The sequence below is a fragment of the Burkholderia sp. BKH01 genome, assembly GCF_025685725.1.
GTDB lineage: Bacteria > Pseudomonadota > Gammaproteobacteria > Burkholderiales > Burkholderiaceae > Burkholderia > Burkholderia pyrrocinia_C.
In genome coordinates, this window is record NZ_JAOTQT010000024.1 from 1 (window position 1) to 23,162 (window position 23,162).

The following is a 23,162-nucleotide window of genomic DNA, read 5'->3' on the forward strand; positions in this document are numbered from 1 at the left end:
GCACCCGCAGCCGCGGTCGTGCCGGCAGCCGCGATGGCAGCCGTGCCGGCGGCAGCCGTCGTCGCCGCACCGACCGTCGCCGACAAGGCGCCCGAGCCTGCACCAGCCGTTGCCGTACCTGCGGTTGCTGCTGCACCGGCTGTCGCAGCCGCACCCGCAGCCGCGGTCGTGCCGGCAGCCGCGATGGCAGCCGTGCCGGCGGCAGGCGTCGTCGCCGCACCGACCGTCGCCGACAAGGCGCCCGAGCCTGCACCGGCCGTTGCCGTACCTGCGGTTGCTGCTGCACCGGCTGTCGCAGCCGCAGCCGCAGCCGCACCCGCGGCCGCGGTCGTGCCGGCAGCCGCGATGGCAGCCGAGCCGGCGGCAGCCGTCATCGCCGCACCGGCCGTTGCCGACAAGGCACCCGAGCCAGCGCCGGCCATCGCCGACAAGCCGTCCGAGCCTGCGCCGACTGTCGCCGACAAGGCACCCGAACCCGTGCAGCGTGTCGCCGACAAGGCGCCGGAGCCGATGCCGGCTGCGACCGACAACGCAGCGCAGGCCGCTGCCGCGCCGGCTGCCGAATCGACGCAGGCCGCCGCCGTCGTCGCGGCGCCCGCGGCCGAGGTGAAGGCCGCCGAGCCGGCGCTGCAAGCTGCTGCCGATGCGCCCGCGCCGCAAGCCGCTCAGCCTGCCGCTGCCGCGCCTGCCGCCGACATGCCGGCCGCCGACGCGAAGGTGCCGGACGCGGTCGAATCCGCGGCCGCACCTGCGCAGCCTGCCGACATGTCCGCGTTGACCGATCCGGCGAAGGCGTTGCCGCCGGCCACGGTCGACCAGCAGGCCGCACCGGCTGCACCGGCCGTACCGGCGCCGGCGGTCATCTCGACGAGCACGTCGTCGTAAGCACGCGGGTCGGGCCGCCGTGCGACCGGAACGCCGGTCGCACGGCCGCCGTTCGGACCCGATGCGCGACGGTCGTTGCCGATTTGACGGGTGTTGGTCCCATCCCCGAGGTCAACACCTCTTTTTGCCTGACGAGGATGCAAGGAGGCCTCAATCATGAGGATCTTTTTGGTCGCTTTGCTGCTGGTCGGCGTGCAAGCCGCTGCGCAGTCGGTTTTTCAGAATCCCGCGGTCTTCGTCATCCTGAGCGAGCAGACCGTCGCGAACGCCGCGAGCGTCCAGCAGGCGCTGACGACGCTCGGCCGACCCGACAACACGGCATGCGCACCGATGATGATGATCGGCGACCCGCAGATGATTTACATGATGCCCGAGGAAGGTCACGCGCCGTCGTGGCAATCGCCGGTGTACGGCCGCGGCGCGCCGTTCGCAGCGCAGAACGGGCCGACGCCGACGGGCAAGACGGTCGGCGCGATGCAGCACGCCGAGGACATGCAGACGCAGCCGTGGAGCGACGGCAGCGCGATCACGCAGAAGATCGCCGGCGAGCCGCGCGTGTCGGCGGCAGACCGGGTGAGCGAGTGGCGGCGCAACGGGCTGGACAGGATCGAGACGGCCCGCGCGACCGACGTAACGGTGAACGGCAAGACCTACCGAGCCTATCGCGACGATCTCAACGGGGCGGCGAAGCCGGTCGTCGAGCCGCAGATCTACACGCAGCGCGTCGTTTTCTGCCGATAACGAAACATCAATCCGAGGACAGGCCGGCGCCGCGCCGCGGGACCACGAGACCCCGTCACATGCGATCCGGCAACGGCCGTCCGACATACAACCCTAAACGGCGAGGCCATCGTGAACCATTGCTTCCAGATGAGGGTGTCAGGCCCGCAGGATGTCGAACGGGAGTCCGGCAAGATGCCGTTCCTCGCCATCCGGTGCAACCATGTCGTGCCGTCGCGGCCGCTCGTCTACCTGTCGCAGCAGCACGATGCCGCGCTCGTCGACTGTCTCGCGTTGCGCGGCTGGGACGTGTGGCGCGCGAAAACCGTTGCGGACGCACTCAACCTCGTCAGGGCGAACCGCCCGCATGCGGGCATCGTCGATTTCGGCAGCTTCGTGTCGCCCGACGTCGCCTCGTTCGAGGCGCTGCTGCGTGACCCGCGCGTCGGCTGGGTTGCGCTCGCCGACGCCGAGCGGTTGCGCGACATTTCCATCGCGCGCCTGATCCGCCGCTGCTGTTTCGACTACGTGCGCAACGCGACGGCCTACACGACGATCGGTTATCTCGTCGGCCATGCGTACGGGATGCTGAAGCTTGTGGACTGCGACCCGGCCGCGGAGGCGCCGCCCCCCGGCGGCACGATGATCGGCTCGTGCGACGCGATGCGCCGGCTGTTCGCGACGATCCGCAAGGTCGCGAACACGGATACCACCGTGTTCATCGCCGGCGAATCGGGCACCGGCAAGGAACTGACGGCGGCGGCGATCCACCGGCAGTCGGCGCGCGCCGCGGCGCCGTTCGTCGGCGTGAACTGCGCGGCCATTCCGTCGACGCTGCTGCAGGCCGAACTGTTCGGCCACGAGCGCGGCGCGTTCACGGGCGCGCACCAGCGCCAGATCGGCCGCATCGAGGCCGCGCATGGCGGCACGCTGTTTCTCGACGAAATCGGCGACATGCCGTTCGAGAGCCAGGCGAGCCTGCTGCGGTTCCTGCAGGAAGGCAAGATCGAGCGGCTCGGCGCTCACGCGTCGATCCCGGTGGACGTGCGGATCGTGTCGGCGACCCACGTCGATCTCGAGGCCGCGATGCAGGCGGGGCGGTTCCGCGCCGACCTGTACCACCGCCTGTGCGTGCTGCGCATCGACGAGCCGCCGCTGCGCGTGCGCGGTCGCGACATCATGCTGCTCGCCGATGACGTGCTGCGGCGCTATCGCGGCGACAGTTCGTACCGGATTTGCGGCTTCATGCCGTGCGCGGTCGGGGCGATCCACAACTATCCGTGGCCCGGCAACGTGCGCGAGCTGATCAACCGGATCCGGTTCGCGATCGTGATGACGAACGGCCCGATGATCTCGGCCGCCGATCTCGAACTGCACCAGTACGCGTCGCGGCAGCCGCCGACGCTCGCCGAAGTGCGCCGGCAGGCCGAACGGCACGCGATCGAGGAAACGCTGCTGCGTCACCGTTACCGGCATGCGGATGTCGCGGCGGAGCTGGGCATTTCGCGCGCGACGCTATACCGCCTGATGACCGCGCACGGGCTGCACGGCGGACGCGCGGTGGCGCGTGTTCGCTCAAGACCGTGCGGCGGCGGCCGTTAAAACAAGAAACGGCCCGTCCGGACCGCCGGCGCATCGATGCGTGCGCGGCCGGCACGCGGCGCAACACGCTTATCCGAGGTTATCGTGACAGAGTGCAGTCACTGCGGCAGGACGTTCCTGGTCGGCGGGCAGTCGATCGACGGCCGCCGCTATTGCAGTCCGGCGTGCGCGCACGCGCATCCGATCGTCGTCGAGGCCGAACGGGTGCCCGACGCGAAGGTCCGGCAGTACGTCGACGACTGGCGGTACGGGCCGTGCCCGATCTGCCTGCGCGAAGGGCATCCGGTCGACGTTCACGCGTCGCATCGCGTCGTGTCGCTGGTGTTCGTCACGCGCTGGGCGACGCGGCGCCACGTGTGCTGCCGCCGCTGCGGCCGCAAGAAGCAGGCGGTCGCGCTGCTTGCATCGGCCACGCTCGGCTGGTGGGGGTTGCCGTGGGGCGTCGTGCTGACGCCGATCCAACTCGCGCGCAACGCGCTCGGGCTGGCCGCGCGCGATCCGGAGGTCGCGACGCAGCAGTTCGAGCAGCTCGTGCGGCGCAAGCTGGCGGTGCGCCGGCTGCAGCGCGCGCAGCAGGGCGCCGGCGCCTGATCGCGCGGCGCGCTGCGCCCGGTCAGGCCGGCCGATCGAAGCCCGACGCGACCCAGCGCTCGGCGCTGGCCTTGCTGAGCTTGAATCCGGCCGATACCTTCGCGTCGGCCAGCAGCTCGCCGTACGGATCGAACGCCTTGAGCTGCGCGTACGGCTCGAACTCGTCCGGCACGATGTCGAGCGTCACCGACACCTCCTGCCCGTCCTCGCCCTGAACCGACACTTCCTTGTGCAGCATCGCGCGCCGCTGCTGCTCGTGCCGCATCAGCACCTCGGTCGCAGTCTTCACGAGCGTGCGGAACGCGTTCGCGTCCATCGGCTTCGGGTTCTTCTTGTCGCGGCCCATGGTCCACGGCCCGACGAGCGCGGGTTCGGACTCGCCGTCCTTGATCATCTCGACGGCCCAGCCGTCGTCGTCTTCGTTCTTGATGATGCGGGCGGTCCAGCCGTTGTCGCGCCAGAGGCCGTCTTCGTGGATGGAGGTGTCGTCGGATTGCAGGTCGGATTCGGTCATGAGGAAAGCTGGGAGTACGGGCAGCCGGAGTATGGGCAGCCGGTAAAAGGGCGGTGGCGCGCGGCCGTCATCGGCGCATCGCTTGCCGCCGGGTGCCCGGATTGGCATGCAAAGGCTGCAATTTTACCTGCTGGCGGGGCGCAAGGGCCGCGCGCGGCGCAATGCCGGCCATCCGGCTGATGCCGGGCGCCTGACCCGGCGCAAATATCAAACTCGTATTACGTTCTTGGCGGCCGATCCCGATGCCGTCCGATATCCCGCTCGCGCGCGGCTTCATAGAATCGATCTTCGGGATAAAAATATCCCGAACATCCTTTCAACGCCAAACCGGCCGCGTGCGTTCCGCGCCGCACGGCCGGTGAACCACCAGGAACTGCGCATGAGGAAATTCAATGTTCGCATCGTTTTCGCGTACGACTGGCCGTTGACGCTGGCCGGAGTCGAGCAGGTCGCAGGCAGCGCCTGCGCGATCGAGCTCGTCGCGGTCTACCGGAGCGCGGCCGAGCTGGTTGCGTCGCTCGGCGGTGTCGACTGCGACATCGTGCTGGTCGACTATTCGATCCGCGGCGACGAGCAGATGGACGGCCTCGCGCTGTTCGACTGGCTGCGGCGCACGCGTCCGAACGCTGGGATCGTCGCGCTGGTCGGGAACGAGAACCCGCTGATCTTCCGGTCGATCCTCGCGATCGGCGGCGTGAGCATCGTCAGCAAGTTCGACGAAGTCGGCCATATCGTCACGGCGATCCATTCGAGCTACAGCGGCGGGCGCTACCTGTCGCCGTGCGTCAGGCGCGCGGTCGACGCGATCGACGAGCGCGGCGACGCGCACGTGAAGCTGTCGGCGCGCGAGATCGAGGTGATTCGCCTGTATCTGTCGGGCATGCCGATCAAGACGATCGCGCAGCGCCTGAGCAAGGGCAAGCAGACGGTCAGCGCGCAGAAGATCAGCGCGATGAAGAAGCTCGGCGCGAACAACGACGTCGAGCTGATCCAGCGGGCGGCCGGGCTGGGGCTCGGCACCGGGGCGGCCGTGCGGCGGCCCGGCGGCTCGGCGTGAGCAGGCGCGTGCGGGGCGGGCGCCGTCAGGCCGGCAACGCGAACCGCGTAACGGCGTCGCGCAGCGCTTCGGCCTGATCGCGAAGCGAATGCGCGGCCGCGGCCGCCTGTTCGACGAGCGCCGCGTTCTGCTGCGTGACCTGGTCCATTTCGCCCACCGCGCGATTGACCTGCTCGATCCCGGCGCTTTGCTCGCGCGACGCGTGGCTGATTTCGTCGAGAATCTCGTTCACGCGGCGCACCGACTGCACGAGCTCGGCCATCGTCTCGCCCGCGTGCGTGACGAGCGCCGCACCGTGCTCGACGGTCTCGTTCGACGACACGATCAGCGACTTGATCTCCTTGGCGGCCGTCGCCGAGCGTTGCGCGAGCGAGCGCACTTCGGCCGCGACCACCGCGAAGCCGCGGCCCTGTTCGCCCGCGCGCGCGGCTTCGACGGCCGCGTTCAGCGCGAGGATGTTGGTCTGGAACGCGATGCCGTCGATCACGCCGATGATGTCGCCGATCTTGTGCGAACGGCTGGTGATCTCGTGCATCGTGCGCACGACGTCGTCGACCACCGCGCTGCCGCGCGTCGCGACCTGTGCGGCCTCGCCGGCGAGCGATGCGGCCTGCGCGGCGCTGTCCGCGTTCTGCTTCACGTTCGCGGTCATCTGGTCCATGCTCGATGCGGTCTGCACGAGCGCGGCCGCCTGTTCTTCGGTGCGCTGCGACAGGTCCGTGTTGCCGGACGCGATCTCGCTCGCGCCGACGTTGATGTTCTCGGTGCCCATCCGCACGCGCGACACCATGTCGATCAGCCCGCCCTGCATCGTGTGCAGCGCATGCAGCAGGCTGCCGCGATCGTCCTGCTTCACGGCGACGCGCGCGGTCAGGTCGCCCTGCGCGATGCGCTGCGCGGCGTCGAGCGCGACCTCGAGCTCGCCGCCGAGGCTGGCGCGCACGCTTTTCAGCACCAGCACCATCACGGCGGTCGCGATCGCGCCGAGCACGGCCGTCATCGCGAACCAGCGGCCGATGCTCGCGAGCACGGCCGAGTGCACGTCGTTCATGTACATGCCCGTCACCAGATACCAGTCCCACGGTGCGAAGCGCTGCACGGCGCTGGTTTTCTCCTGCGGCTTGTCGGCGCCCGGCTTCGGCCACAGATACTCGACGAAGCCCTTGCCGCCTTCCATGTTGCCGGCCTTCACGATCTCGACGAACAGGTGCTTGCCGTTCGGATCGGTGAAATTCGACATGTCCTTGCCGTTGAGTTCGGCCTTGATCGGATGCATCACGATCGCGGGCTTCGAGTCGTTGATGGAGATGTAGCCGTCGGCGCCGTAGCGCATCGCGGCGATCGCCTCGAGCGCCTTCTGCTTTGCGTCGGCCTCCGGCATCGCGTTCTGCTGCGACAGCTTGTAGTAATGGTCGGTCACGCTCGCGGCCTGCGCGATCAGCGACGCGAGCTGGTCGCGGCGGTCCGCGATCATCGATGCGCGCGTCTGCCACGCGCCGAGCCCGGCGATCACGAGCAGGCCGAGCCACAGGATGACGATCATCGAGGCGAGTTTCTGATTCAGGGAAAGGTTGCGCATGGTATGGGGTCGGTCAGTCGAGGATGCTCACCGGAACGGCGTGACGGGATAAGTATCTTGACGGCGCGCGACACGCTTCGCCGTAGGCGGGAAATCCCCTAGAGACGGCGCGGCCGCTCATGCCTTCGACGTCGGCACGGGTATCTATGCATATGCATAACGGGCATCGCTATACTGTCGGATCGATTGCGCGCGTCGGGCGCCCGTGTTGGCGGCGGCGCGGCGCCGAATGAAACCGAAAGGAGGCAACGATGCGAATTCTGGTGGTAGGGGCCGGCGCGGTCGGCGGATACTTCGGCGGCCGGCTGGCCGCGGCGGGGCGCGACGTGACGTTCCTGGTGCGCGACGGTCGCGCGGCCGCGCTGGCGCGCGACGGGCTGCTGATCCGCAGCCCGCGCGGCGACCTGACGCTCGCGAACGTGCAGACCGTGCGCGCGGGCGACGCCGGCGCCGGGGTCGCGCCGTTCGACCTCGTGCTGCTCAGTTGCAAGGCGTACAGCCTCGACGATGCGATCGCGTCGTTCGCGCCGTTCGTCGGGCCGCACACGCTGATCCTGCCGATGCTCAACGGGATGCGCCATCTCGACGTGCTGCGCGACCGGTTCGGTGCGGCGCAGGTGCTCGGCGGGCTGTGCGTGATCGCGGCGACGCTCGATCGCGAGCAGCGCATCGTGCACCTGAACGACACGCACGGCGTGTCGTTCGGCGAACTCGCGGGAGGCGAGTCGCCGCGCGTGCGCGCGGTGGCCGACGTGCTCGGCGGCGCGGGCTTCGACGCGACGCTCAGCGACGACATCGCCGCGCGGATGTGGGAAAAGTGGGTATTCCTCGCGACGCTCGCCGCGAGCACGTCGCTGTTCCGCGGCTCGATCGGCGACATTCTCGCCGCGCCGGACGGCCGCCGCCTGCTCGAGACGATGCTCGGCGAATGCCGTGCGATCGCCGAATACAACGGCCAACGGCCCGACCCGGCGGCGATCGAGCGGATGCAGCGGATGGTGCTGACGCCGTCGCCGCTGACCGCGTCGATGCTGCGCGACGTCGAGAACCATGCGCGCGTCGAAGCCGATCACGTGATCGGCGACCTGCTCGCACGCCGCGACCCGCAGGCGGCCGATGCGCTGTCGCTGCTGCGGATCGCATACAACCACCTGAAGACGTACGAGGTGCGCACGGCGCGCGAGCACGCAGCCGCGTAAACCATCGGCGCGCGCGCATCGCACCGGCCCGGCGGCTGGCCGCCCGGTGCCGTTGCGCGCTGCACAAATTTGCCGTCCAGCGCCGTTTGCGGCCGGAAAGTGCAAAAAAGTATCGGAAATCAGGCGTAAAGTTGGTGGAGCCGCGCGCGCGATCGACCTACATTGCTTCCCATGCGACCGGTCGCGTCGCCGCACGAAACACGCGAAACATGCGGCGCACGAGCGAACAGCCGAACAGGCCGGCCAGCAATACATGGGAATGGAGACGCCAACATGATGCACCCCGATCTCGAAGTGGTCGAAGTGCGACGCGACGAGTCGTTCAAGGTCTGGTCGCACGGCTACCCGTATCGCACGATCCGCTGGCATTTCCATCCCGAATTCGAACTGCACCTGATCGTCGCGACGCGCGGCAAGTATTTCGTCGGCGATCACATCGGCTCGTTTGGCCCCGGCCATCTCGTGCTGCTCGGCCCGAACCTGCCGCACAACTGGGTCAGCGACATGGCCGAAGGTGAAACCGTCGAGCGTCGCAACCTCGTGATCCAGTTCGCCCCGGCGTTCGTGCGCCGCTGCATGGACGCGTTTCCCGAATGCCGCGATGCGCAGGCGCTGCTCGACGACGCGCGGCGCGGTGTCGGCTTCGACGATGCGACGAGCGCCGCGATCGCGCCGCTGTTCGACGAACTGCTGGCCGCGCGCGGCATGCGCCGCATCGCGCTGTTCATGACGATCCTCGAACGGCTTTGCGGCGCCGACGAACGCACGCTGCTCGCGAGCCCCGCATACGACCAGGCGGACGTCACGCCGACGCGGCTCAGCCACGCGCTGTCGTATATCGGCAAGAACCTCGCATCCGAGCTGCGCGAGTCCGAACTCGCGCAACTGACCGGGCAGAGCGTCAGCGCATTCTCGCGCGCGTTCCACCGCCAGACCGGCATGCCGTTCGTCCAGTACGTGAACCGGCTGCGGATCGAATCCGCGTGCCAGATGCTGCTTGCCGACGACGCGAACATCACCGACATCTGCTTCCAGTCCGGCTTCAACAACGTATCGAACTTCAACCGCCAGTTCCGCTCGGTGAAGGGGATGGCGCCGTCCGAGTTCCGTGCGCTGCAGCGCCTGAACGCGCGCAGCCGCGAACTCGCGCTGCACGCGGCGCCCACCGGCAACCCGATGCCGCCGCGTGTGCTGACGCCCGGCGCGCCCGAACTCGCGCCGCAGCCCGGATGATCGCCGGGCCGCCGCCCGCCTGACTGTTCCACGCCGTTTCACCCAAGCCGATCGCGTCGCTCACGTCGCGAGGGGCTCGTTCAACCTCGAAAAAGCCGCACATAAATGGAGACACCGTCATGACGCACGCATCGCCCGCTTCATCATTCAGCCGCGCCGCCCGGATGGCGACCCTTGCCGCGTTCGCGGCCTTGCTGCCCGCAGCCGCCGCGCATGCCGCGCCGCTGCGGATCGGCATGACGTTCCAGGAATTGAACAACCCGTATTTCGTGACGATGCAGAAGGCGCTGAACGATGCGGCCACGTCGATCGGCGCGCAGGTCGTCGTGACCGACGCGCATCACGACGTCAGCAAGCAGGTGAGCGACGTCGAGGACATGCTGCAGAAGAAGATCGACATCCTGCTCGTGAACCCGACCGATTCGACCGGCATCCAGTCGGCGATCACGCAGGCGAAGAAGGCCGGCGCGGTGGTCGTCGCCGTCGATGCGAACGCGAACGGCCCGGTCGATTCGTTCGTCGGCTCGAAGAACTACGACGCGGGCGTGATGTCGTGCGAATACCTCGCGAAGGCGATCGGCGGCAGCGGCGAGGTCGCGATCCTCGACGGCATTCCGGTCGTGCCGATCCTCGAACGCGTGCGCGGCTGCAAGGCCGGGCTCGCGAAATTCCCGAACGTGAAGCTCGTCGACACTCAGAACGGCAAGCAGGAGCGCGCGACCGCGCTGTCGGTCACCGAAAACATGATCTCCGCGCATCCGAACCTGAAGGGCATCTTCAGCGTGAACGACGGCGGCTCGATGGGCGCGCTCGCGGCGATCGAGGGTTCCGGCAAGGACATCAAGCTGACCAGCGTCGACGGTGCGCCCGAGGCGATCGCCGCGATCCAGAAACCGAACTCGAAGTTCATCGAGACGACCGCGCAGTTCCCGGCCGACCAGGTGCGCATCGCGCTCGGCATCGCGATCGCGCGCAAGTGGGGCGCGACGGTGCCGAAGGCGATCCCGGTCGACGTGAAGGTCGTCGATCGCAGCAACGCGAAGGGCTTCAGCTGGTGAACGACGTGCGATGCGACGCGAAGGGCGGCGGCATGGCCGGCGCCCTTCGCACGGAGAAGCCGATGGAAACGATACTCAGGCTCAGCCACATCACGAAGCGTTTTCCGGGCGTGAAGGCGCTGTCCGACATTCATCTCGAGATTGCGCGCGGCGAGATCCACGCGCTGCTCGGCGAGAACGGCGCGGGCAAGTCGACGCTGATGAAGATCCTGTGCGGCATCCATCAACCGGATGCCGGTACGATCGAAATCGACGGCACCGCGCGCCATTTCGCGAATTATCACGAGGCGGTCGCGGCGGGCGTCGGCATCGTGTTCCAGGAATTCAGCCTGATCCCGCACCTGGACGCCGTCGACAACCTGTTCCTCGGCCGCGAGCTGCGCACGCGCTGGGGCGCGCGCGACCGGGCACGGATGCGCCGCGCGGCGGCCGCGATCTTCGCGCGGCTCGGCGTGTCGATCGATCTCGATGCGCCAATCCGTGCGCTGTCGGTCGCGCAGCAGCAGTTCGTCGAGATCGGCAAGGCGCTGTCGCTCGACGCGCGCATCCTGATTCTCGACGAACCGACCGCCACGCTCACGCCGGCCGAGGCCGAGCACCTGTTCGCGATCATGCGCGAGCTGAAGCGGCAGGGCGTCGCGATGATCTTCATCTCGCATCATCTCGACGAGATCTTCGCGGTGTGCGATCGCATCACGGTGCTGCGCGACGGCCAGTACGTCGCGACGACCGACGTCGCGCGCACGGACGTCGAACAGCTCGTGCGGATGATGGTCGGCCGCCGGATCGAAAGCAGCTTTCCGCCGAAGCCCGCGCTGCCGGCCGACGCGCCGGCCGTGCTCGAAGTCGATGCGCTGCAGATCGAGCGCGACGGCCCGGTGAACCGCTTTGCGCTGCGGGCCGGCGAGATCCTCGGCTTTGCCGGGCTCGTCGGTTCGGGCCGCACGGAAACCGCGCTCGCGGTAATCGGCGCGACGCGAGCGCACCGCAAGGACGTGCGCGTGCGCGGCGCGGCGGCGAAGCTCGGCGATCCGGCCGACGCGCTGCGCGCGGGCATCGGCATCCTGCCGGAAAGCCGCAAGACGGAAGGGCTCGTCACGTCGTTCTCGATCCGCGACAACATCTCGCTGAACAACCTCGGCAAGTATCGGTCGATGCGCTGGCTGATCGACCGCCGCGGCGAGGCGCGCGCGACGCACGACGTGATGCGACGCGTCGGCGTGAAGGCGCCGTCGATCCACACCGAGGTCGCGACGTTGTCCGGCGGCAACCAGCAGAAGGTCGTGATCGCGCGCTGGCTGAACCATCACACGTCGGTGCTGATCTTCGACGAGCCGACGCGCGGCATCGACGTCGGCGCGAAAGCGGAAATCTACGGGCTGATGCGCGAACTCACCGCGCGCGGCTACGCCATCATCATGATCTCGTCCGAGCTGCCGGAAATCGTCGGCATGTGCGATCGCGTCGCCGTGTTCCGGCAGGGCCGCATCGAGGCGACGCTCGAAGGCGACGAGATCGATCCCGACACGGTCATGACCCATGCCACGGCCGGCACGCGAGGAGCGACCCATGAACCTGCCTGATTCTTCTTCCACGCCCTCCACGACGCTCGCGGCCAACGCCGGAAACGGCGATTCGCCGCCACGCGCGATGTGGGCGCAGTTGCGGCGCTCGACGCTGTTCTATCCGCTCGTCGGCCTCGTCGTCGTGTGCATCGCGATGATGATCGCGAGCCCGAGCTTCTTGTCCGCCGCGAACCTCGAGAACGTGCTGCGCCAGGTGTCGATCAACGCGATCATCGCGGTCGGCATGACCTGCGTGATCCTGACGGGCGGGATCGACCTGTCGGTCGGCTCGGTGATGGCGCTGTCGGGCACGCTTGCAGCCGGGCTGATGGTCGCGGGCGTCAACGCGGTCGCCGCGCTCGCGATCGGTATTGCAGTCGGCTTCGGGTTCGGCTTCCTGAACGGCGTGTTCGTCGCGTTCGCGGGGATGCCGCCGATCATCGTCACGCTCGCGACGATGGGCATCGCGCGCGGCCTCGCGCTGATCTACACGGGCGGTTATCCGATCGACGGGCTGCCCGACTGGGTTGCGTTCTTCGGCAGCGGCAAGGTGCTCGGCATCCAGGCGCCCGTGCTGATCATGCTGGTGGTCTACGCGATCGCGTGGCTGCTGCTCGATCGGATGCCGTTCGGCCGCTACGTGTATGCGATCGGCGGCAACGAGCAGGCGACGCGGCTTACCGGCGTGCGCGTGGCACGCGTGAAGCTGATCGTCTACACGCTGGCCGGGCTCACGTCGGCGCTCGCCGCGATCGTGCTGACGGGCCGGCTGATGAGCGGGCAGCCGAACGCGGGCGTGGGCTTCGAACTCGACGCGATCGCGGCCGTCGTGATGGGCGGCACGTCGATCTCCGGCGGGCGCGGCGCGATCCTCGGCACGCTGGTCGGTGCGCTGCTGCTCGGCGTGCTCAACAACGGGCTGAACATGATCGGCGTGAACCCGTATGTGCAGAACGTGATCAAGGGCGGAATCATCCTGCTCGCGATCTATATCAGCCGAGAACGATCGCGTTGACGCGTGATCGATCAGACATCCGAATCATCAACGAAAGAGACAACTCATGACGACACCCGAAGCCCAGCCGCGGATGACCGCGGTCGTCTGCCACGGCCCCGAGGACTATCGCGTCGAACAGGTCGCGAAGCCGCGCCCCGGCGCGAATGAGCTCGTGATCCGCATCGCCGCGTGCGGGATCTGCGCGAGCGACTGCAAGTGCTATACGGGCGCGAAGATGTTCTGGGGCGGCCCGAACCCGTGGGTGAAGGCGCCCGTGATTCCCGGCCATGAATTTTTCGGCCATGTCGAAGCGCTCGGCGACCGCGCGGCCGAGCATTTCGGCGTGGCGTTGGGCGATCGCGTGATCGCCGAGCAGATCGTGCCGTGCGGCAAGTGCCGCTATTGCAAGTCGGGGCAGTACTGGATGTGCGAAGTGCACAACATCTTCGGCTTCCAGCGCGAGGTCGCCGACGGCGGGATGGCCGAATACATGCGCATTCCGCCGACCGCGATCGTCCACAAGATTCCGCTCGGCGTATCGCTCGAAGATGCCGCGATCATCGAGCCGCTGTCGTGCGCGATCCATACGGTGAACCGCGGCGACGTCCAGCTCGACGACGTCGTCGTGATCGCGGGCGCGGGCCCGCTCGGGCTGATGATGACGCAGGTCGCACACCTGAAGACGCCGAAGAAACTCGTCGTGATCGACCTGATCGACGAACGGCTCGAACTCGCGCGCGAGTTCGGCGCCGACGTGACGATCAACCCGCAGCGTGACGATGCACGCGAGATCGTCCGCGCGCTGACCGACGGCTACGGCTGCGACGTGTACATCGAGACGACCGGCGCGCCGGTCGGCGTGAACCAGGGGCTCGACCTGATCCGCAAGCTCGGCCGCTTCGTCGAATTCAGCGTGTTCGGCGAGGACGCGACCGTCGACTGGTCGATCATCGGCGATCGCAAGGAGCTCGATGTGCGCGGCGCGCACCTCGGGCCATACTGCTATCCGGTCGCGATCGACCTGCTCGCGCGCGGGCTCGTCACGTCGAAAGGCATCGTCACGCACGGTTTCGCGCTCGAGGACTGGGACGACGCGATCCGCGTCGCGAAATCGCCCGAATCGATCAAGGTGCTGCTGAAGCCGGCCCGTTGACGGCCGGTGTGCACCTCACCGGAGACATCATGGAATACGTGATAGGCGTCGATATCGGCACGCAGAGCACCAAGGCGCTGCTCGTCGACCGGCACGGCACGATCGTCGCGCGGCGCTCGGCCGGCTACCAGCCCGACACGCCGCGCCCGCTGTGGGCCGAGCAGTGGCCGCAGGTGTGGTTCGACGCGGTGCTCGAATGCGTCGCGGGCTGCGTGAGCGACGCGCGCGCGCAGGGCGTGCCGGCCGACGCGATCCGCGCGCTGTGCGTGAGCAGCCTGTACGGCGGCTCGGGTATTCCGGTCGACAGCGACATGCGGCCGCTGCATCCGTGCCTGATCTGGATGGACCGGCGCGCGACCGCGCAAGTCGATTGGGTCGGCGAGCACGTGAACGTCGAGCGGCTGCGCGTGATCACGGGCAACGGCGTCGACAGCTACTACGGCTTCACGAAGATGCTGTGGCTGCGCGACCAGCGGCCGGACGTGTGGGCGAACGTGCGCTATTTCCTGCCGCCGAACGCGTACGTGATCTACCTGCTGACCGGCGAGGTCGCGGTCGATCACAGCTCGGCCGGCAATATCGGCGGCGTGTACGACGTCGCGCGCCGCGAGTGGTCCGACGACGCGCTCGACATGCTCGGCATTCCGGCGACGATGATGCCCGAGCGGCTCGTCGATTCGACGGAGATCGTCGGCGGGCTGCTGTCGCAGTGGACCGAGCAGCTCGGGCTGCCGGCCGGCACGCCCGTGGTCGCGGGCGGCGTCGATGCGGCCGTCGCGACCTTCGCGGCCGGCGCGACGCGCATCGGGCAGCATGTCGCGATGATCGGCACCAGCATGTGCTGGGGCTACGTGAACCGGCACGTCGATGCGCGGCACGGGCTCGTCAGCATGCCGCACGTGTTCGACGGGCAGCGCGACCTGTACGTGTTCGGCGGTGCGATCACGGCCGGCGCGTCGGTCGCGTGGTTTCGCGACCAGTTCTGTCATGCGGAAATCGATGCGGCGCGCGTGCTGCCGCACGGCGATCCGCACGTGCTGCTCGAGGAGGCGGCCGAACGCGTGCCGGCCGGTGCCGACGGCGTGCTGTTCCTGCCGTACCTGATGGGCGAGCGCAGCCCGGTGTGGGATGCGAAGGCGAGCGGCGCATTCGTCGGGCTGAGTCTCGCGCATACGCGGGCGCACCTTTATCGCGCGGTGCTCGAAGGTATCGCGTTCGCATTGCGACACAACATCGAGGCCGGCCGCCGCGGGGCGGTGGCGCTGGACGACCGGCTGATCGTCGTCGGCGGGGCCGCGCATTCGGCGCTGTGGATGCAGATCATCGCGGACGTGACGGGCTTTCCGGTGTGGACGATCGAGCAGGACGTCGAAGCGGCGATGGGCGCCGCGCTGCTCGCGGGTGTCGGGGCAGGGCTCGTGTCGCACGGCGACGCGCAGGGCGGTTGGGTCACGCTTGTCGAGCGCGCGCGACCCGATGCCGAACGCGCGAAAGCGTATGCGGCGCGCTTCGCGCTCTATACGGCGCTGTATCCGGCACTCAAGCCGATCATGCACGAGCTGCATACGCCATCATGAAGACACGATTCGATTTCAGCGGTTCGCGGATGCTCGTCACGGGTGCATCGAGCGGCATCGGGCGCGCATGCGCGGTTGCGCTGACGCAGGCGGGCGCGCAGGTCGTCGCGGCAGGGCGTGACATGGCCGCCCTCGATGCACTGGCCGGCGAGACTGCATGCGATACGTTGCGCATCGATGTCGGCGGCGACGAACACGCGATCGATGCCGCGCTCGCCGCGCACGATGCGTTCGACGGCCTCGTCAATTGCGCGGGGATCGCGTCGCTCGAACCGGCGCTCGAGGTCAGCGCCCAGCATTTCGACCGCGTGATGGCCGTCAATGCGCGCGGCGCGGCACTCGTGGCGCGGGCGGTTGCACGGAAGATGATCGTGCGCGACGGACGCGGCGCCACGCATGCGCGGGGCAGCATCGTCAACGTATCGAGCCAGGCCGCGCTCGTCGGCTTGCCCGCGCATCTGAGCTATTGTGCGTCGAAGGCGGCGATGGACGCGATCACGCGCGTGCTGTGCATCGAACTCGGGCCGCACGGCATTCGTGTGAACAGCGCGAACCCGACCGTCACGCTCACGCCGATGGCGCGGTTCGCGTGGAGCGAACCGGAGAAGCGCGCGCCGATGCTGGCGGCGATTCCGCTCGGGCGATTTGCGGAGCCGGACGAGGTCGTCGAGCCGATCCTGTTTTTGCTGAGCGATGCGGCGTCGATGATCAGTGGCGTGTCGCTGCCGATCGACGGCGGGTATACGGCGCGATAGGCCAAGTCATGCGGTGACGGGTGATGGGTGACGGGCGGCCGGCTGCCGTCGACCGCGCATGACGGGAAATAGGGGCGAATGTGCGGAATGGCCGACGTGCGGCTAGACCGGGTCTTTGCTCGGCGGTCCGTCCGGTTGCTGCGGGTTGTCGTGGTGATGACCCGGCGGCGACGACAGCGGGTCGTCTTCCGGATCGCGGTTCGGGTCGGCCGGTGGCTCGGGCGTCGGGGTCGTGTGGTCGGTCATGGAGGGCTCGTGCAATGCGTGACGGCGGCGGCGCGGAGGGTGCGCCTCGTCTCCGTTATAGGCAATCGGGCGAGCGTTTGCAGCGGGATTCTTGCGGCGGGTTGTCGGCCGTCGGTGAAATCCGTGAATCGGCGATCGTCGATCGTCGAGCGGGATCCTGTAATGCCATGCGTTGCGTGGTCCGCGCGATCGCGGTCAGCGCAGATCCTGCGGCGTGTCGACATCGCGCAGGATGCCGGGATCGTTGACGTCGAGCAGTGTCACCGGCGCGCTGGCGAACAGCGCACGGGCGCCCGTGTCGCCGTCGAGGGCGGCGAGCGCATCGAAGTGGTGCGCGGCGAAGCCGACCGGATGGCCGCGCATGCCGCGATGCGCGGGCGCGACGATCGACGTGTTGTCGGTGTCGAGCGCGCGCGTGACGGCTTCGTAGGTCGATGGCGCGATCCACGGCATGTCGCCGAGCGCGACGAGCCAGCCGTTCGATTCGGGCGTGGCGCGCACGCCGGCCGCGAGGCTCGCGCCCATGCCGCGCAACGCATCGGGCGCATAGACGACCTGGCAACCGGCTTCGTTCAGCAGAATCGCGAGTTTTTCGGCGCCGGGACGCACGACGGCGATCACGTCGGCCGTGGCTGCCGCGAGACGGTGGGCGGCCGCGACCGCGACCGGCGTGCCGTCGGGAAGCCGCGCGAGCAGCTTGCTGTGCAGGCCGCTTGGATCGAAGCGTTGACCGAGACCGCCGGCGAGCAGGACGCCGGTGACGAGTGACGCATAGGACATCGGCGCGGGGGGAGTGAGACAGGTGCTGCGATTGTGCGGGAGCGGGCGGGGATCGGCAAGTGAGGATGTTACCGAGTCGCGCCCGTCAGGTCGGAAAGACTGTCATCGCGCACCTTCGTCGAGCATGTTTTCCTCGACGGGGCCGTAAATCGCGTGCGATTCACGCTGCATGACGGCCCAATAGCGATCGCCGAACGACCAGTGCCACCATTCGGACGGGTAATTCGTGAAGCCGGTGCCGGTCAGCACGGCGATCAGTACGTGGCGGTTTCGCAGTGCGGGCGTGCCCGGTTGTACCTGCAAGTTATGGTCGATCTGGTCAGACGAATCGCCAACATGTCGGAGTTGGCGTGGGCGTGCGATGTGGATTGGCCTGCGGCTGCGCGACGCTTACCAGAGCGTCTTCACGTGCGCGTAAGCGCGGATTTTTTCGTCGCGGGTGACGAGCGGTGCGCCGAGCCGCCGCGCGGTGGCGACGATCATGCGGTCGGCCGGATCCTTGTGGAACGTGCCGGGCAGCGCAGTGGACTTCGCGGCGATGTCGGCATCGACGGGCACGAAGCGCATGCCGTCGATCTGCGCGACGGTGGCGAGCCATGCGTCGACTTCCATCGTCAGTGCGAGGCGTTCGTTGCGCACGAGCATCGCAATCTCCCACGCGGAGATCGCGGATGCCGCGAGTGCGCCTTCGCTGCGCGCGCGATCGATCGCGCTTCGCGCTTTCTTGCTGAGCGAAGGATCGCCCGCCACCCACCACACCAATGCATGCGTATCCAGCACGATCACCGCGACGCCTCCCAATCATCTTCCGCAATCGGATCGACAGGATTGTCGTAGCGCATGACCGAGCCGCGCAATATGTCCAACGGCTGGGCCTCGCGTGCGTGATATGGCCGGATCTCGAGCGTCGGCTTGCCGTGATCGGTGACGATCAGGCTTTCGCCCGACGACTCGACGAGCCGGAAGTATTCGAGTGCGCGAGCCTTGAATTCGGATTTCGAAACGGGAGCGTGCGGCATCATGATATGGACCTGGTCATGTGACGATGGTCATTTTATGGCGGTGCGGCGGAGGAAGGCAAGTCGCGAAGGTCGGGCGTCACCGGATGCATGCAAAGCGCGACAGGGTGCGTCGATACCGAGGGGCGGAAGATGCTGCCCGCCTTGCTTGCATGCTTGCCGTGACCTAGATTTTTTCTATCCGGGTTCTCAGGCGGGAGGGACGCCATGGAACTGAGCGTAGAACGTGTCGATGTCTGGGCGGCGAACATCGACGACAAGCCGGGCGGCCTCGCGACAGTATTAGGCGCCCTGCGGACTGCCGGTGCAGACTTGCAGTTCATCGTCGCACGCCGCACATCGGAGGCGCCGGGCAAGGGCGTCGTGTTTGTCGCGCCGCTGCAGGGAGACGCTGTGATTCGCGCGGCCACGCAGGTGGGGTTCAGCGTCACCCCGAGCGTTCACTCCGTCCGCGTAATGGGTCTGGATCAAATGGGCATCATCGGGCAACTGACCCAGATGCTCGCGGACGGCGCGATCAATCTCCGTGGCGTGTCGGCCGCCGTGCTGGGTTCCCAGTTCATTGCCTATTTCGCGGTCGATTCGGTGGACGATGCAGACAAGGCGATCGATATCCTGCAGCGGGCATAAGGCGGCTGCGTTGGACGGTGGACTGGTTTGGCCGGAAGGGGCATGCGGTTCAGGAGGTTGCGGGGCCCCGCCGGATGGCTCACGCATCCGCCCACCGTCTCAGCAGGTTGTGATAGATCCCGGTGAGCGCGATCACGCCCGGGTCGTGCGCACCTTTGTCCGCGGAGAGCTGCTGAATCTGCGTATCGAGTTGGAACAGCAGCGTGCGATCGGCATCGTCGCGCACCATGCTCTGGATCCAGAAGAACGATGCGACGCGCTCGCCGCGCGTAACGGGCGTCACGTGATGCAGGCTCGACGCCGGATACAGCACGAGATCGCCGGCCGGCAGCTTCGCGCGATGCACGCCATACGTATCCTCGACACACAGCTCGCCGCCGTCGTACGCATCGGGTTCCTCGAGAAACAGCGTCGCCGACAGATCGCTGCGCACGCGGAAATCCGTGCCGCGCAGCAGCCGGATCGCATTGTCGACGTGCGTGCCGAACGTCTCGCCGCCTTCATAGCGGTTGAACAGCGGCGGAAACACCTTGAGCGGCAGCGCCGCCGAAAAGAACAGCGGATGGCGCGCGAGCGCGTCCTGGATCGCGTCGCCCACCGCGCGCGCAGCCGGCGAGCCTTCCGGCAACTGCCGGTTGCGTTTGGCAAGCGCCGATTGCGCGCCGGACGTCGCGTTGCCGTCGACCCATTCGGCCGCATCGAGCAGGTCGCGGCATTGCGCGACCTGCGGCTTGGTCAATACGCCGGGGATATGAAGCATCATGATGCGGATTCCATTGCGTGCGACGCCAGTGGCAGCGCCGCCGAGCGAAACGCGTCGATCGGCGACGACGCGAGATACGCGCGCATCTTCGCGATGAACGCGGGCGTCGCGGTGGCCGGCACGCGCGCGAGCCAGACGAGCGCTTCGTCGATGCGCCCGCGCTCGGCGAGCAGCCGCGCAAAGTTGAACTGGCCGCGGAAGTCGCCGGCAACGGCTGCGCGGCGATAGTGGTCGAACGCGGCGTCGTGGTCGACTGGCACGGCCCAGCCGTCCTCATAGAAGCCGCCGATCAGGTTGATCGATTTCGCATGGCCGAGCGCGGCCGCGCGGCGGAACCAGTCGAGCGCGTCGGCGCGGTTCTCGTCGACGCCGTTTCCGAGCGCGAGCGCCGTCGCGTAGTTGTACATGCCCCAGTCGAGCCCCGCCTGCGCGGCGAGCCGGTACCAGTACACGGCGACCGGCGCGCACGCGGCCGTGCCCCAGCCGAACTCGTAGCAGCGGCCGAGCATGTTCATCGCCATCGGATGACCGGCCCGCGCGGCGTGCCGGAACCAGCCGAACGCGGCAGCCGGATCGCGCGCGACGCCATGGCCGTCGAGCAGGTACTGCCCGTAGACGGCCTGCGCATCGACGATGCCGTGGTCGGCCGCCGCCGCGACCCACGCGGCGGCGCGCTCGGGCGGCCCGGCCAGGATATCGGCGAACTCGCGCGGCGATACCGACGCGAGCGCCTTCAGCGACACGGCCTCCATCGATCAGTAGCGCGCGTTCAGCGTGACGAACGCCGAGCGGCCCGGTGCGATCGACGCGTAGTGTGCCGGATACGCCTGATCGAAGTACGTGCGGTTGAACAGGTTGTTCACGTTCAGCTGCAGATCGAGCTTCTTGTTGATCCGGTACTGCGCCATCGCATCGAAGCGCCAGTACGACGGCACGGCGCGCTGGTTTGCGGGATCGCCGAATACTTCCGACATGTAGAACGCGCCGCCGCCGACCGTGAACTTCGGCGTCACGTCGTAGTTCGACCACATCGTGAGGCTGTGCTTCGGCGTGTTCGGGAAGCGGTTGCCGTTGTTCGCCGCGTCCTTGCCGTTGTCGCGCAGCGCGCTCTTCATGTACGTGTAGCCGCCGAATACCTGCCACTGCTTCGTGATCTGCCCTGCGACGCCGAGCTCGAGACCCTGCACGCGCTTGTTGCCGACCATCGCGTACTGGTTGTTCGGCAGCGTCACGCGCGCGTTCGTCGTGTCGATCTGGAACAGCGCGGCGGTCAGCGCGAGCTTGTCGTTCAGCACGTTCCACTTGGTGCCGAGCTCGATGCTGCGGTTTTTTTCCGGGGCCATCTGGTCTGCGTTCGGGCCAACGCCACCGCGGCCCGGCGTGAGCGACTGCGTCTCGCTGCCTTCGCCGAGCAGCATGCCGGCCGGCGTCGATGACGTCGCATACGACGCGTAGATGCTGCCGTTTTGCGCGGGCTTGAATACGAGGCCGGCCTGCCAGTTCACGAGCGTGTCGTCGCGCGTATAGGTTTTACTGCCGTTGGCCTTGGTGTCGGTGAAGCGGGTCGAGTAGTCGTCGACGCGCACGCCGGCATTGACCTGCCAGCGCGGCGTGATCTCGATCGTGTCGAAGCCGTAGATCGATTTCGTCGTGGTGCGCGCATGCGCGTAGTCGTTGTTGCGCGTGATCGAACCGGCCCATGGATCGTTCGGGTTCGGCGACCACAGGCTCGTGCAGTTGTAGCCCGACGCCGCGCCGATGCCTTTCTGGCAGATATTGCCCTTATCCGTCGCGACGTTGTACGTGTCGCGCTTGCCCCATTCGCGTGTCAGCTCGATGCCGGTCGTGAAGCTGTGCTTGAACGGGCCGGTGCGGAATTCGCCGAACAGCTCGGTCAGGTTCGCGATGCTGTTGATCGAGCTGTTGCGGTTGTTGTTGCGGCGCCAGACCTTGCCGTTGACCACGTTGCCCTGGCTGTCATCAGGCTGCGTCCAGATGTAGTCCTGCGTCGATTCCGTGTAACGCGTTGTGTTGCGGATCGTCAGCGACGACGTGATGTCGTGCTCGATCTTGATCGTGCTGATGTCCGACGTGGTCTTGCGGAAGTCGCGGTCGATCAGCCCGTAGAAGTTGTGGCGATCGACGGGCGCCGGGCCGTCGGTGACGCCCTTCGGGATGTTGAAGCCGTAGACGTACGGGATGCCGCCGTCCGGCATGTCGTCGGTCGACAGGTGGTAGTAGCTCGCGGTCACGCGCGTCGGCGTGCCGAGGCCGAATGCGATGGACGGCGCGACGCCCCAGCGCTCGTTGTTGACGGCGTCGCGGCCGGCGACGTCGTTGTTGTGGCTCATCAGGTTCAGGCGGAACGCGGCGTGATCGGCGAACTGCCAGTTGCCGTCGGCCGTGAAGCGGCGATAGCGGTCGGTGCCGACCCCCGCGCTCGCGCTGGCCGTCGTGCCGAGGTGCGGGGCCTTCGTGATCAGGTTGATGCTGCCGCCGGCGCCGCCGCGGCCGCCGTACGCGCCGTCGGAACCCTTGGTGATCTCGACGCGCTCGGTATTGAAGATCTCGCGCGTCGTGGCGCCCGTGTCGCGCATGCCGTCGACGAACATGCTGCCCTGCGTGTCGTAGCCACGGATGAACGGACGGTCGCCGAGCGGGTTGCCGCCTTCACCGGCGCCGAACGTGATGCCGGGCACGGTGCGCAGCGCTTCGGTCAGCGTCGATGCGCCGCTGTTCCGGATCAGTTCCTGCGGGATCACGGTGACGGATTTCGGCGTGTCGACGAGCGGCGCGGTGAATTTCGCGGAAGCGGAAAAGTCGGCCTTGTAGCTGTGCTCGGTCTTGCCCTGGATCTCGATCGGCGCGAGATGGCCTTCGGTGCTGGACGGGGGGGGCGGCGGCGCGCCGTCGGCGAATGCGGGGCTCGCGGCGAGCACGCTGCACAGGGTGGTGAATTTGCCGAGCTTCAACTCGTCGGAACGGGACTTCATGGTGCGCTTGGACCTCGCGATGTGGCCCCGGAGGCGGTGTGCTGCGGAAATGTGCATGCCGCCGGGAATTATTACGATTTGTTTTCAGCCGGCATTCTATGTAATTTTTTGTTGAATGAGAAGCGTTCTTGTTATCAATTAAAAGGTAAGTGTTGACGAATGTTACGGGGTGGGTGGGCGGGGGATGATGGCCGATTGGCCGAGTGTGACGGGATCTTCGGGCGGGCTAGAGTGGGCGCGGTAGCA

At 67.8% G+C, this 23,162-nt stretch carries 23 protein-coding genes and 1 pseudogene; 14 read left to right on the forward strand and 10 right to left on the reverse strand.

All coding sequences use genetic code 11. The annotated features are described in order from the left end of the window. The 4 genes and pseudogenes from OEJ37_RS26975 to OEJ37_RS26990 all read left to right on the forward strand — a co-directional run. A pseudogene (locus tag OEJ37_RS26975) lies at positions 1–885 on the forward strand (chemotaxis protein CheA); the annotation flags it as partial. 156 nt (positions 886–1,041) lie between these two features. Further along, positions 1,042–1,626, forward strand: coding sequence for a hypothetical protein (locus OEJ37_RS26980; RefSeq protein WP_263347270.1), 585 nt, complete (start codon positions 1,042–1,044; stop codon positions 1,624–1,626). 174 nt (positions 1,627–1,800) lie between these two features. Further along, entirely contained in the window at positions 1,801–3,207 is a 1,407-nt protein-coding gene (locus OEJ37_RS26985; protein ID WP_411859290.1) for a sigma 54-interacting transcriptional regulator, read from the forward strand. Between the two features lie 84 nt (positions 3,208–3,291). Then, a complete protein-coding gene (locus OEJ37_RS26990) occupies positions 3,292–3,798 on the forward strand; it encodes a hypothetical protein (protein WP_263347272.1) in 507 nt (168 codons plus the stop codon). A 22-nt stretch (positions 3,799–3,820) separates the two neighbouring features. Here the strand turns inward: OEJ37_RS26990 and OEJ37_RS26995 are convergent, their stop codons facing one another. Then, entirely contained in the window at positions 3,821–4,312 is a 492-nt protein-coding gene (locus tag OEJ37_RS26995) for a hypothetical protein (protein ID WP_263347275.1), read from the reverse strand. Positions 4,313–4,691: 379 nt separating this feature from the next. Here OEJ37_RS26995 and OEJ37_RS27000 point away from each other — a divergent pair, with 379 nt between their 5' ends. Continuing rightward, the gene (locus tag OEJ37_RS27000) at positions 4,692–5,369 is read left to right on the forward strand and encodes a response regulator transcription factor (protein WP_174421938.1); all 678 of its coding nucleotides are present in this window, start codon (positions 4,692–4,694) and stop codon (positions 5,367–5,369) included. A gap of 25 nt (positions 5,370–5,394) precedes the next feature. Here OEJ37_RS27000 and OEJ37_RS27005 read toward each other — a convergent pair whose 3' ends face one another. Continuing rightward, entirely contained in the window at positions 5,395–6,948 is a 1,554-nt protein-coding gene (locus OEJ37_RS27005; RefSeq protein ID WP_174421930.1) for a methyl-accepting chemotaxis protein, read from the reverse strand. 251 nt (positions 6,949–7,199) lie between these two features. Between OEJ37_RS27005 and panE the strand changes: the two genes are divergently transcribed. The 8 genes from panE (at position 7,200) to OEJ37_RS27045 (ending at position 16,485) form a co-directional block, all read left to right on the forward strand. After that, positions 7,200–8,147, forward strand: coding sequence for a 2-dehydropantoate 2-reductase (panE, locus tag OEJ37_RS27010; protein ID WP_263347278.1), 948 nt, complete (start codon positions 7,200–7,202; stop codon positions 8,145–8,147). 273 nt (positions 8,148–8,420) lie between these two features. Continuing rightward, the gene (locus OEJ37_RS27015; protein ID WP_174421928.1) at positions 8,421–9,380 is read left to right on the forward strand and encodes an AraC family transcriptional regulator; all 960 of its coding nucleotides are present in this window, start codon (positions 8,421–8,423) and stop codon (positions 9,378–9,380) included. A gap of 119 nt (positions 9,381–9,499) precedes the next feature. Continuing rightward, complete coding sequence (locus OEJ37_RS27020; RefSeq protein WP_174421927.1) at positions 9,500–10,438, forward strand: substrate-binding domain-containing protein; 939 nt, start codon at positions 9,500–9,502, stop codon at positions 10,436–10,438. A gap of 62 nt (positions 10,439–10,500) precedes the next feature. After that, a complete protein-coding gene (locus OEJ37_RS27025) occupies positions 10,501–12,021 on the forward strand; it encodes a sugar ABC transporter ATP-binding protein (protein ID WP_175947756.1) in 1,521 nt (506 codons plus the stop codon). After that, a complete protein-coding gene (locus OEJ37_RS27030) occupies positions 12,008–13,018 on the forward strand; it encodes an ABC transporter permease (RefSeq protein ID WP_263347283.1) in 1,011 nt (336 codons plus the stop codon). The genes OEJ37_RS27025 and OEJ37_RS27030 overlap by 14 nt, the downstream gene beginning before the upstream one ends. A gap of 46 nt (positions 13,019–13,064) precedes the next feature. Further along, positions 13,065–14,153, forward strand: coding sequence for an alcohol dehydrogenase catalytic domain-containing protein (locus tag OEJ37_RS27035; RefSeq protein ID WP_263347286.1), 1,089 nt, complete (start codon positions 13,065–13,067; stop codon positions 14,151–14,153). Positions 14,154–14,182: 29 nt separating this feature from the next. Beyond that, positions 14,183–15,730 (forward strand): FGGY-family carbohydrate kinase, encoded by a 1,548-nt coding sequence (locus OEJ37_RS27040; RefSeq protein WP_175918319.1) that lies wholly within the window; start codon positions 14,183–14,185, stop codon positions 15,728–15,730. Continuing rightward, entirely contained in the window at positions 15,727–16,485 is a 759-nt protein-coding gene (locus tag OEJ37_RS27045) for an SDR family oxidoreductase (RefSeq protein WP_263347289.1), read from the forward strand. Before OEJ37_RS27040 ends, OEJ37_RS27045 begins: the two co-directional genes overlap by 4 nt. Positions 16,486–16,587: 102 nt before the next feature. On the opposite strand, the gene OEJ37_RS27050 is transcribed toward OEJ37_RS27045, so the two are convergent. From OEJ37_RS27050 to OEJ37_RS27070, 5 genes are all read right to left on the reverse strand, one after another. Next, a complete protein-coding gene (locus OEJ37_RS27050) occupies positions 16,588–16,731 on the reverse strand; it encodes a hypothetical protein (protein ID WP_165948077.1) in 144 nt (47 codons plus the stop codon). Positions 16,732–16,926: 195 nt separating this feature from the next. Further along, positions 16,927–17,511 (reverse strand): NTP transferase domain-containing protein, encoded by a 585-nt coding sequence (locus tag OEJ37_RS27055; RefSeq protein WP_263347294.1) that lies wholly within the window; start codon positions 17,509–17,511, stop codon positions 16,927–16,929. 102 nt (positions 17,512–17,613) lie between these two features. Continuing rightward, positions 17,614–17,814 (reverse strand): M15 family metallopeptidase, encoded by a 201-nt coding sequence (locus OEJ37_RS27060; RefSeq protein WP_263347295.1) that lies wholly within the window; start codon positions 17,812–17,814, stop codon positions 17,614–17,616. Positions 17,815–17,901: 87 nt separating this feature from the next. Continuing rightward, a complete protein-coding gene (locus OEJ37_RS27065; RefSeq protein WP_175918709.1) occupies positions 17,902–18,297 on the reverse strand; it encodes a type II toxin-antitoxin system VapC family toxin in 396 nt (131 codons plus the stop codon). Further along, a complete protein-coding gene (locus OEJ37_RS27070; RefSeq protein WP_034180481.1) occupies positions 18,294–18,533 on the reverse strand; it encodes a type II toxin-antitoxin system Phd/YefM family antitoxin in 240 nt (79 codons plus the stop codon). The genes OEJ37_RS27065 and OEJ37_RS27070 overlap by 4 nt, the downstream gene beginning before the upstream one ends. A gap of 204 nt (positions 18,534–18,737) precedes the next feature. Between OEJ37_RS27070 and OEJ37_RS27075 the strand changes: the two genes are divergently transcribed. Next, complete coding sequence (locus OEJ37_RS27075) at positions 18,738–19,160, forward strand: amino acid-binding protein (protein WP_096473850.1); 423 nt, start codon at positions 18,738–18,740, stop codon at positions 19,158–19,160. Between the two features lie 79 nt (positions 19,161–19,239). On the opposite strand, the gene OEJ37_RS27080 is transcribed toward OEJ37_RS27075, so the two are convergent. From OEJ37_RS27080 to OEJ37_RS27090, 3 genes are read right to left on the reverse strand one after another with little or no spacing between them, the layout of a single operon-like run. After that, positions 19,240–19,923 carry a Fe2+-dependent dioxygenase gene (locus OEJ37_RS27080; RefSeq protein WP_174421920.1) on the reverse strand — a complete coding sequence of 228 codons (684 nt, stop codon included), beginning with the start codon at positions 19,921–19,923 and terminating at the stop codon, positions 19,240–19,242. Next, complete coding sequence (locus OEJ37_RS27085; protein ID WP_263347301.1) at positions 19,920–20,675, reverse strand: tetratricopeptide repeat protein; 756 nt, start codon at positions 20,673–20,675, stop codon at positions 19,920–19,922. Before OEJ37_RS27085 ends, OEJ37_RS27080 begins: the two co-directional genes overlap by 4 nt. 3 nt (positions 20,676–20,678) lie before the next feature. Then, positions 20,679–22,916, reverse strand: coding sequence for a TonB-dependent receptor (locus OEJ37_RS27090; protein WP_263347304.1), 2,238 nt, complete (start codon positions 22,914–22,916; stop codon positions 20,679–20,681). Between the last annotated feature and the right edge of the window lie 246 nt (positions 22,917–23,162).